The sequence below is a fragment of the Ideonella sp. B508-1 genome (assembly GCF_000333615.1).
In the GTDB taxonomy this organism is placed as follows: domain Bacteria; phylum Pseudomonadota; class Gammaproteobacteria; order Burkholderiales; family Burkholderiaceae_C; genus Ideonella.
The window spans coordinates 1-10,157 of sequence record NZ_BADL01000391.1 but is presented as its reverse complement, the minus strand read 5'-3'; the positions used below and the strand labels follow the sequence as shown (position 1 = coordinate 10,157).

General features: G+C 69.5%; 8 protein-coding genes. 4 read left to right on the top strand and 4 right to left on the bottom strand.

Annotation, left to right across the window (positions count from 1 at the left end):
* The coding region (car, locus tag I73_RS16130) for a carboxylic acid reductase (RefSeq protein ID WP_022981562.1) at positions 1–3,451 on the top strand (3,451 nt) is incomplete at its 5' end.
* 85 nt (positions 3,452–3,536) lie between these two features.
* On the opposite strand, the gene I73_RS16125 is transcribed toward car, so the two are convergent.
* The 3 genes from I73_RS16125 to I73_RS16115 form a co-directional block, all read right to left on the bottom strand.
* The gene (locus I73_RS16125; protein ID WP_022981561.1) at positions 3,537–5,168 is read right to left on the bottom strand and encodes a methyl-accepting chemotaxis protein; all 1,632 of its coding nucleotides are present in this window, start codon (positions 5,166–5,168) and stop codon (positions 3,537–3,539) included.
* Positions 5,169–5,398: 230 nt separating this feature from the next.
* Positions 5,399–6,382, bottom strand: coding sequence for a phytanoyl-CoA dioxygenase family protein (locus tag I73_RS16120; RefSeq protein ID WP_022981560.1), 984 nt, complete (start codon positions 6,380–6,382; stop codon positions 5,399–5,401).
* A 19-nt stretch (positions 6,383–6,401) separates the two neighbouring features.
* The gene (locus tag I73_RS16115; RefSeq protein WP_022981559.1) at positions 6,402–7,235 is read right to left on the bottom strand and encodes an SDR family NAD(P)-dependent oxidoreductase; all 834 of its coding nucleotides are present in this window, start codon (positions 7,233–7,235) and stop codon (positions 6,402–6,404) included.
* Positions 7,236–7,403: 168 nt separating this feature from the next.
* On the opposite strand from I73_RS16115, the gene I73_RS16110 reads away from it, so the two are divergent.
* Both I73_RS16110 and I73_RS32695 read left to right on the top strand, forming a co-directional pair.
* Complete coding sequence (locus tag I73_RS16110; RefSeq protein ID WP_022981558.1) at positions 7,404–8,372, top strand: GlxA family transcriptional regulator; 969 nt, start codon at positions 7,404–7,406, stop codon at positions 8,370–8,372.
* On the top strand, positions 8,287–8,775 hold the full coding sequence (locus I73_RS32695) for a DUF4158 domain-containing protein (protein ID WP_083876801.1): 489 nt from the start codon (positions 8,287–8,289) through the stop codon (positions 8,773–8,775). Before I73_RS16110 ends, I73_RS32695 begins: the two co-directional genes overlap by 86 nt.
* Positions 8,776–8,891: 116 nt before the next feature.
* Here I73_RS32695 and I73_RS16100 read toward each other — a convergent pair whose 3' ends face one another.
* The gene (locus tag I73_RS16100; RefSeq protein WP_022981556.1) at positions 8,892–9,650 is read right to left on the bottom strand and encodes a DeoR/GlpR family DNA-binding transcription regulator; all 759 of its coding nucleotides are present in this window, start codon (positions 9,648–9,650) and stop codon (positions 8,892–8,894) included.
* An 84-nt stretch (positions 9,651–9,734) separates the two neighbouring features.
* On the opposite strand from I73_RS16100, the gene I73_RS16095 reads away from it, so the two are divergent.
* A complete protein-coding gene (locus I73_RS16095) occupies positions 9,735–10,142 on the top strand; it encodes a hypothetical protein (RefSeq protein WP_022981555.1) in 408 nt (135 codons plus the stop codon).
* Positions 10,143–10,157 lie beyond the last annotated feature (15 nt).

Sequence of the window (10,157 nt, the reverse complement as noted above, 5' to 3'; positions counted from 1 at the left end):
CGCGGCCGCGCCGCGTCCCGAGGTGCAGGCCGCCAACGCCCGTCCGGGGACGCCGTTGGCACAGATCGTGACGACGGTGCTCGAAAGCTACGCCGACCGTCCGGCGCTCGGCCAGCGCGCCCGCGAGCTCGTCACCGATCCGTCCACCGGGCGGCGCACGCTGCAGTTGATGCCGGCCTTCGAGACGATCAGCTATCGCGAGCTGCGCGCACGCGTGGATGCCCTCGCGCGCGCCTGCCATCACGACGCTGACGCGCCCGTGCGTCCTGGCGACCGCATCTGCATGATGGGATTCGCCGGCATCGACTATGCGGTCATCGACCTTGCCTGCATCCTGCTAGGCGTCGTGAGCGTCCCGCTACAGACGCACGCCCCGACGGCGCAGACGGTGCGCATCCTCGAGGAGACGCAAGCCCGCTGGTTCGCGACCAGCCTGGATTGCCTGGACGCTGCGATCGATGCCGTGCTCGCGGGGGCGCGGCCCGCGCGCCTGGTCGTGTTCGAATGTGCGATTGAGGACGAGGATCAGCGTGAGCGACTGGACGCGGGGCGCCGCAGGCTCGCGGCGGCGGGGGTCGCGTTGCCGCTGGAGACGATGGCCGAGACCCTGCGCCGCGGCGCTGCGCTGCCCCCGGCTCCGCCGGCCCCGCCGGCGAGCGACGACACCCTGGTCACGCTGTTCTACACCTCCGGCAGCACCGGTTCGCCCAAGGGTGCGATGTACACCGAGCGCATGTTCCGTCCGCCCTGGCTGCGCCCGGCGACCCATCCGCTGGTCTGCCTGAACTACATGCCGATGAACCACAGCTTCGGCCGCAGCTGGCTGGGCATGATCCTCGGCAGCGGCGGGCTTTGCTGCTTCACGGCGCGCAGCGACCTGTCCACCCTGTTCGAGGACATCGAACTCGTGCGGCCGACGATGGTCAACCTCGTGCCCCGCATCTGCGAGATGCTGTACCACCGGTTCGTGGACGACGTCGAGCGCCGGCTGGCGGCGGACGCGGCGACGACGAAGGAGGTCGCGGTCCGCGACGCGCTGGAGCGGCTGCGCGTGCGGTCGCTGGGGGGGCGCGTGCTCACCGCCACCACCGGCGCCGCGCCGCTGACCGACGAGATGGCGGCCTTCATCGAAGCCGCGCTCGACACGCGCCTGAACAACGGCTACGGCACCACCGAGGTCGGCATGGTCAGCTTCAACACGCAGATCGCGCGTCCGCCGGTGCTGGACTACAAGCTCGTCGACGTGCCGGAACTGGGCTACTTCCGGACCGACAAGCCGTACCCGCGCGGCGAGCTGCTGGTCAAGACCTTGTCGGCCATGCCGGGCTACTACGCCAACCCGGAGGCGACGGCCGCGATGTTCGACGAAGACGGCTACTACCGCACCGGCGACATCATGGCCGAGATCGGCCCGGACCGGATCGTCTACGTCGACCGCCGCAACAACGTGCTGAAGCTGGCCCAGGGCGAGTTCGTCGCCATCGCCAAGCTCGAGGCGGTCTTCGCGGGCGGCCATCCGGCGGTCCACCAGATCTACGTTCACGGCAGCAGCGAGCGCGCCTATCTGCTGGCGGTGGTCGTGCCGCATGCCCCTGCCGTGGAGGCCGCGCTGGGACCCAGGCCGGAACCGGCCGCCGTGAAGGCGCTGCTGCGCGAGGCGCTGCGCTCGGCCGCCCAGGCCGCCGGCCTGAATTCCTACGAGGTGCCGCGCGACTTCATCGTCGAGCCCGAGCCCTTCAGTGTCGAGAACGGCCTGCTGACCTCGGTGGGCAAGGCGCGGCGACCGGGCCTGAAGGAGCGTTACGACGCGCGGCTGGCGGCGCTGTATTCGGCGCTGGCCGATGACCAGGCGGAGGAGCTCGCCGCCCTGCGCCGGGACGGCGCCCGCCGGCCCGTGCTGGAGACAATGGCGCGCGCGGTCAAGGCGACCCTCGGCATTGCCGACATTCCGGCCGATGCCCGGGTCAGCTTCCAGGACCTGGGCGGCGACTCGCTGTCGGCGCTGTCCTTCTCCCTGTTGCTCGAGGAGGTCTTCGGCGTCGAGTTGCCGGTGAGCGCCGTCATCGGCCCCGACAGCAGCCTGCAGCGGCTGGCGGCCATGGTGGAGGCGCGCCGCGCCGGCGGCGTGCGACGCCCCGGCTTCGCGGAGATCCATGGCCGCGACGCGACCGAAGTTCATGCGAGCGACCTGGTCCTCGACAAGTTCATCGACACCGCCGCCTTGTCCGCCGCACGCGCGCTGCCGCGCGCCAATCGCACGCCGCGCACCGTGCTGCTGACCGGCGCCAACGGCTTTCTCGGCCGCTTCCTCTGCCTGGAGTGGCTGGAGCGCCTCGCGACGTCAGGCGGCCGCCTCGTCTGCATCGCCCGCGGTGCCGATGCGGCGGCCGCGCGCGGGCGCATCGCGGAGGCCTTCGACGGCGGCGATCCCGGCCTGAAGGCGCACTTCGAGACGCTGGCGGGCGCGCACCTCGAGGTGCTGGCGGGCGACATCGGCGAGCCCGGCCTCGGCCTGGATGCGGCGGCCTGGCAGCGCCTGGCCGAGGAGGTCGACCTGATCGTCCATCCGGCCGCGCTGGTCAACCATAGACTGCCCTACGCGCAGTTGTTCGGTCCCAACGTGGCGGGCACCGCGGAGCTGATCCGCCTGGCGCTGACCGCGCGGGTGAAGCCCTTTGTCAACGTGTCGACGGTGGCCGTCGCGATCAACCCGGACGGCGCGCTGATCGACGAGGACGCCGACGTCCGCGTCGCGGCGCCGCGCCGGCCGATCGACGGACGCTATGCCGGCGGCTATGCGACGAGCAAGTGGGCCGGCGAGGTGCTGCTGCGCGAGGCGCACGAGCGCTGCGGCCTGCCGGTCACGGTGCTGCGCTCGGACATGATCCTCGCGCACAGCCGCTTTCACGGCCAGCTGAATGTGCCGGACATGTTCACGCGCCTGATTCTGAGCCTGGTGGTCACCGGCCTCGCGCCGGCCTCGTTCTACCAGCCCGGCCCGGCGGGCGCCATGCGACCGCACTACGACGGCCTGCCGGTGGACTTCGTCGCCGCGGCGGTCGCCGCGCTGGGGGACGGCGACGCCGACGGCTTCCGGACCTACCACGTTCTCAACCCGCACGACGACGGCATCTCGCTGGATTCATTTGCCGACTGGATCGCCGAATCGGGCCATCGTCTCGAACGGGTCGCCGACCACGCCGACTGGCTGGCGCGCTTCGAGACCGCGCTGCGCGCGCTGCCGGACGAACGCCGCCAGCAGTCCGTGCTGGCGTTGCTCGACGCCTTTCGCCAGCCGATGCCGGCGACCGCGGGCGCGAAGCTGTCGGCCGCGCGCTTCCATGAGGCCGTGCGCCTGCGCGGGATCGGGACCGAGGGCGACATCCCGCATCTCTCGCCGGCGCTGATCCGCAAATACCTGTCGGACCTGAGCGCCTTGCGAATGATCTGAACCGGGCGGCGCCGTTCCGCGGCCGGCGGGCCCGCGACGCGTGCGGGGCCCGGTGGCGGCCGTGGACGATGTCCACACGGTTTTCTCAGGCGGCAATGGCCTGCGCCTTGGCATCGACGACGAAGGTCTCCACCAGGGAGCGCAGCTTCACGGTTTGCTGGTACAAGCTCTCCGAGGCGGCCATGCTCTGCTCGACCAGCGCGGAGTTGCTCTGCGTCATCTTGTCGACCTCGACGACGGCCGCGCCGATCTGGTCGAACTCCGTGCTCTGGCGCGACACGGCGTCCGAGATCTGGCCGATGTCGCGGTTCGCGTCCTCCACGCAGCGCACGATCTGCTGCATGCGGCCTCCGGCGTCGCGCACGAGCCGATTGCCGGACTCGATCTTGGTGACGCTCTCGCTGATCAGGTCCTTGATGTCGCGTGCCGCCGTGGCGCTGCGCTGCGCCAGCGAGCGCACCTCGCCCGCCACGACCGCGAAGCCGCGACCCAGGTTCCCGGCACGCGCTGCCTCGATGGCAGCGTTCAGCGCGAGGATGTTGGTCTGGAAGGCGATGCCGTCGATGACGGCGGTGATGTCGGCGATCCGGCGGCTGTCGCCGATGATCTCGTCCATGCGGGCGACCACGTCGGCGACCACCTGGCCGCCGAGGCGCGCCGTGTCGACCGCCGTGCCGACGAACTGGCTGGCGCTGCGGGTAGCGTCGGCCGTCTGGCGCACGCTGCCTGTGACCTGCTGCATCGTGCTGGCGGCCTGCTGGAGGCTGCCTGCGGTCAGCTCCGTGCGTTGGGACAGGTCGCGGTTGCCGGCCGCGATCTCGCCGCTGCTGTAGGCGATCTCGGAGGCCGACTCGCGCACTTCCTGCACCAGCGTGCGCAGGCCGGCCTGCATGCGGCCCAGCGCATCGAGCAGCGCGCGGATCTCGGCGGCGTTGGGGCCTGCCGCGGCGATCTCGTGCGACAGATTGCCCTGCGCGATGCGCTCGGCGATCGAGATCGCCTGGGTCAGCGGCCGATTGACGCTGCGCGCGATGCTCCAGGCCGCGAAGCCGCCGATCGCCACCGCCGCGGCCGCGGCGACCGCGAACAGCCAACTCGCGCGCTGCAGCGTGCGCGTCATCTCGGCCTGCTCGGCGCGCGCGGCCTGCTCACGCGCCGCGCGCAGCTTGGCGGCGCTGCCGAGCCAGCGTTCGAAGTAGGATTTCAGCGTGTTGGCGACCTGCGACGACATGGCGTCCTTGCGCTGTGGGTCTCCCACCATGTCGATCAGCGAACGCAGCGAGCCCTTCGCTGTCTCGCTGTTCGATTGCAGGTCGTGGAACTGATCGCGCAGCGCGGCAGGCACGCCGTCGTGATCGAGCAGCTTGGCGAGCCGGGCCTCGATCGCGTCGTATCGAGCGGGGCTCTCGACGAGGATGCGCTTCTGGTCTGCCAGGTCCTCCGGGTCGGTCAGCAGCACCGAGCACAGCAGCGCGTCGTAGCTGGTGTTGACCTCCGCGATCATCTGTCCGATGAGGCTGTGCGCCTCGGTCTGCGCATGCTGGAGCTCGTCGATCCGGCGGGAGGTGCTCGTCAGCAGCAGCCAGGCCATCGCCGCGATGGCGCAGACCAGCGCGATGATGAAGCCGAACCCGAGTCCCAGGCGCAGCCTGATGCTGATGCCAGTGAGGGGCAGTAGCCGTCGCGAGAGGGAAAAGGGAATGCGGATTTGCGACACGTTGTCTCCTGTCGGAAGTGGGTTCTCGCAGGCGCCGCCTGCGGCTGTTGCTGGTGGGCCGATGGACGCGCCTTCGTGCGAAGGGGCGTGAGCTTGCTATCGACTTTCGTTCGTATAAATGAGGAACGTTTCGAAATGAAAACGAAAAAAATGCTCCGTCGCGCGGCGGTGGAATTGAAAAGGCCCGCGAGCGCGTCACGCGCTGCGCGGGCCCCGCTGTTCGCGTCAGGTCAGTTCTGCGGCCGCATGGTCTGCAACAGGTCGCCCTCGTAGGCGGTGATGACCTCGGAGCCGATCGGGTAGACGTCGGGGATCTCGGGTGCCGTCAGCTTGTTGCCGAACAGGCCGCGGATGTAGCTGGCGCCGTCCAGCCGCAGCTTGTGGCGGCCCTGGGCGTCCTCGACGACGACGTGGGTGTCGGTCCGCTCGACCAGCTTGCCGACGTAGGGCAGGCGGGGCGCGAACGGGAAGCGCCCGCCATCGGGCAGGATGCGGGTGTCGATCGACAGGCGGAAGCGGTCTGAGTGGTTGGTCAGTCCGGTGTGCGGCGTGCGCCGGCTCATGAGCAGCAGGTCGCCGAGCCGATAGTTTGTGCGTACCCAGGCGTCGGGGGGGATGCTGTCCGCCGGGATTGGAAGGATCTTGTCACCGTCCTTCGGATGGAGACAGGGCCCGTTGTGCAGACCCTCGGCTACGCACAGGCCGCCAACATCGGCGTCGATGTCCGACAGCGGGATCCAGCAGATGATGAAGTCGAGCCGGTCGCTGTAGATCGCGTCCTCGTGGATGAAGTCGTAGCGCAAGGGCTTGCGCTCGATGGCCGGGGGCGTCGTGCGGTACTCGGTGAACGGCACCCAGTACAGGGGCACGTCGAAGAGCCGCTGGAAGAATGCGCGGATCTTCGGGTCTTCCATCACGGTGCGGGAGGCGCGCCGCTCGTTCATCGCGCGGACAGGGAAGAAGGTGAAGCCTTCGCGTGGCTTGCCGTTCCAGCGGACCAGCGGGTCGGCCCTGTCGACGAAGCCGTTCTCCGCGAGGTGGTCGATCAGCTGCTGGCGCATGCGCTCCAGCGGTTCGTGATCGAGCACGTCGCGGAAGAACAGGTAGCCGTCGCGGTGCCAGGCAGTCTCGAGCGAGGCATGGTCGCCCAGCAGGTGGTTGGACACGTTGAACTCGCGCATCATCGGCACGAGGTCTTCTCTGGGGGCGTTCATGGCAGTCTCCTTCGGTGGCTCAGCGAGCCTGTTCGGGTCGGGTGATCAGTGCGTGGGCCACGAGCGGGCCGGTCTCGACGACGCCGCCGTCGACCGGAATCAGCACGCCGGTGATGAAGCGCGCCTCGTCGCTCGCGAGGAACAGCGCCGCGGCCGCGACGTCCCAGGCGTCGCCTTCGATGCCCAGCGGACCGACCTTGCGGCGCGCGGCGCGCGCCTCCTCGCCCAGCAGGCCTTGCGACAGCGGGGTCGCGATGTGACCGGGCGCCACCGTATTGGCGCGAATGCCCTGGCGGCCGTAGACCACCGACAACTCGCTGCTCAACTGGTTCATCGCGGCCTTCGACGGCCCATAGGCGAAGGTGCCGTGGGCGCGGATGCCGGCGATCGACGAGATGTTGACGATCGCGCCGCCGCCGCGTGCCACCATGCGCGGCACGGTGTGACGGCACATCAGCACGGCGCTGCGCAGGTTGACGTCCAGGACGCGGGTCCAGGCCGCTTCGTCGAAGCTGTCGAAGTCGCCCGGCGCGCTCGCGATGCCGACGTTGTTGACCAGGATGTCCACGCCGCCGTAGCGCTGCACGGTCTCGGCGACGATCCGTTCGCCGTCCGCGGACTGCGTGACGTCGCCGGCGCAGACGAAGGCGTCGCCGCCCCGGGCCTGGATCATCGCGAGCGTCTCCTGCGCGCGCGCGGGTTCTCGATCGACGAGGCAGACCTGGGCGCCTTCGCCGGCCATCAGCACGGCGATCGCCTTGCCGGTGCCGACGCCGTCGCCTTGCGATCCGGCGCCGGTCACGATGGCGACCTTGCCGCGCAGGCGGTCGCGGAACTGCTGGGGTGCGGGCATGTGTCTCCTTGGCGGCCCTGGGGGCTCTGGCGGACTCCCCGCCGGCCTTGATCCGATGCCGCGGGGTTCGAAGGAAAAAATGATGCTCTCGAAGACGGCCCGCTGATAGGATTCAAATCGTCACTCTTGGGGGTTGAAATTCGCATTGTTCCCGTCCCCGCCGATCCCTTGAAGGATGTCGCCGTCGTGGCGCTGCCGGGCAGCTACCTATCCAGCGTGGGGGCGCTGACAGACGGCCTCGCGCTGGTGGCGCGCCAGGTGCTCACCATGTTCGCGGCGCCGTACGCCACCCCGATGCAGACGCGCGTGCGCCTGCTCACCGCGGACGGCGGCGAGCTGGAGTTCGCCGGCGGCCGCCGCATGGCCTGCGACGGCGACCTGCAGGGCGACGCGGCATTCCGCATCGTCTACCTGCCGGCGTTCGTCGCGGGCGGGGAGGCCGAGCTGTCGATGCTGCTCGATCATGCCCGGCCCTTGTCGGACTGGCTGCGCCGGCAGCGGGCCCGGGGGGCGGTGCTCGGGGCCAGCGGCACCGCGGTGATGCTGCTCGCCGAGAGCGGCTTGCTCGATGGCGGCAAGGTGGCCTTGCCGGATCCGCTGCGGGCGATGTTCAGGCGGCGCTATCGGCGCGTCAGGGTCGACGTTCGGGCGACGCTGACCGAACATCACGGCGTCTACGCCTGCGGCGCGCCGGCGGCCGAATGGTCGCTCGTCGCGCGCCTGGTCGAGCGCGCGATCTCGCCGATGTCTGCGCAATGGCTGGCGCAGGCCACGGGCATGGAATCCGATCGGCGCGACAGCCCGGCCAGCAGCGCGGATCCGCTGGTGGCGAGCGCGCAGTTCTGGCTGGCGCAGCGCTTCGCGCAGGACCTGAAGATCTCGGAGCTCGCGCGCACGCTCGCCGTCAGCCACGCGACGCTGCTGCGCCGCTTCGAACGCAGCCTGGGCATGACGCCGGGCGACTATGCGCGCCGACTTCGGGTGGAGACGGCCAAGCGCATGCTGCACAGCACGCAGCGCTCGATCGAGCAGATCGCGGCGATGGTGGGCTATGCGGACGTGCGTGCGTTTCGGGCGCTGTTCAAGGCACACACCGGCGCGAGCCCGACGGCGTTCCGCCAGGCTGGGCGCGGCTGAGCAACTGAGCGATGTCGACCTGGAACGGTTCTTCACGCTGTTCTCGGACGACGTGGCGGCCATCCGCGCGCAGGTCCGCAGCGACCATCGCCTGCCGGCCGCGCTGATGCTGCTGTTCAGGCGCGTGGCCGGCCGACCACTGGACGGCTTCGACGTCCCGCCGCGCAGCCTCCTGCGCAAGACGGCCGAGGCCCTGGCCGTCTCTGCCGCGCGGACCGAGCGTCCGTCGATCCAGGCAGCTCGGAAGTTGCTGGACATACCCGGGTGGCGGACCAGGCGGGTGGGGAAGTGTCCGCGGGTGTGGTGTGGCTTCGAGCGCGCTGACCATCTGGATGTGGTCCGGCTGCCGGGCGAGCGTCAGGACATCATCGCGATCCTGGGCGGCGAGTTCGGCTCGAACTGACGCCGCCGCCTGCTTCGATGCGGCGCATGGCCGTCGGTCATCGACCAGTCCACGGCAAGCCGATCGCCGGAGCGATCGACTTGGATGGACCGGATGGCCTCCCTTCTGTCGCCGACCTAGCTGGCCTTCTGTACCTTGATGCCTCCTGCGCGCAGCGCCGTCATCGTCTTCGGTCGCGTATTGGCCGGCACCACCAGCAGTGACAGCCCGTGCATTGGCGCGACGACAAAGGCAGAAGCACTCAGCAGCTTCTCGCTAGACGCCAGCACGATGGTCTCTGCCGCGCGCGCATGCAGGGCACGCTTCACGTCGGCCTCTTCGGAATCACCTGTGCTCAGTCCCGCTTCAGGGTGCACGCCTGTCACGCCCAAGAAGAACAAATCGGCGCGAAACCGCGAGGCCGCCTCGATGACCGAAGCGCCCACATTCACCATCGAATGCCGGAACAGCCGTCCACCTAGAACGATGATATCGATGTACCGATTGGCTGCCAGCTCCACTGCCACGTTGGGGCTGTGCGTGATCACCGTGGCGCGCAGGTCTGCCGGCAGATGGCGCGCTAGTTGGATGGCGGTGGTTCCACCATCGATGATCACCACCTGGCCGGGCTGGATCAGATTCGCACCGCAGCGACCCAGCGCCTGCTTTTCAAGGGACGACACCTGCTCGCGCATCAGCAGGTCTCCCGCTGCCACCGAAGCCGGCAGCGCGCCACCATGCACACGCTGGAGCTTGCCCTGCTGCGCCAGCTCGCGCAGGTCGCGGCGAATCGTGTCTTCGGAGGTGCCGAGTTCCTCGGCCAGCTCCACGGCCACGATCTGTCCGTGGGCGGCGAGGCGGCTGAGGATGAGTTGTCTGCGCTGGGCGGTGAGCATGTGCCTCAGGAGTGGGTCTTGCGCCTCAGGCGTGCGCTGCGATAGGATTGCACGATATTACACGACATTGCATGAAACTGCACGATGACGATGAGCACCCACGCACCTCCATTCGCGAGTCGTCCGCTGCTCGTGCTCATCGCGGGCCCCTATATGTCTGGCACCGGTGGCGATCCAGAGCGCATCGCCGCCAACCGCGCGCGGCTCGAGAGCCAGACGTTCCCCATTTACCAGCGCGGGCATCCACCGCTCGTAGGTGAGTGGATGGCGCTGCCCATCATTCATGCCGCAGGGGGCCGAGTGCACGGCGACGAAGTGTTTCAACAGTACCAGTACCCCGTTGCGCACCGGCTCATCGGACGCTGCGATGCCGTGCTGCGCGTGCCGGGCGAATCGAAGGGCGCCGACATGGACGTGGCCCGGGCTCGGGAACTCGGCTTGCTTGTTTGCTTCGACGTGAGCGAACTGCCCGATCGTTCCGAGGCTGCCTGACATGCCGCGTCCGCA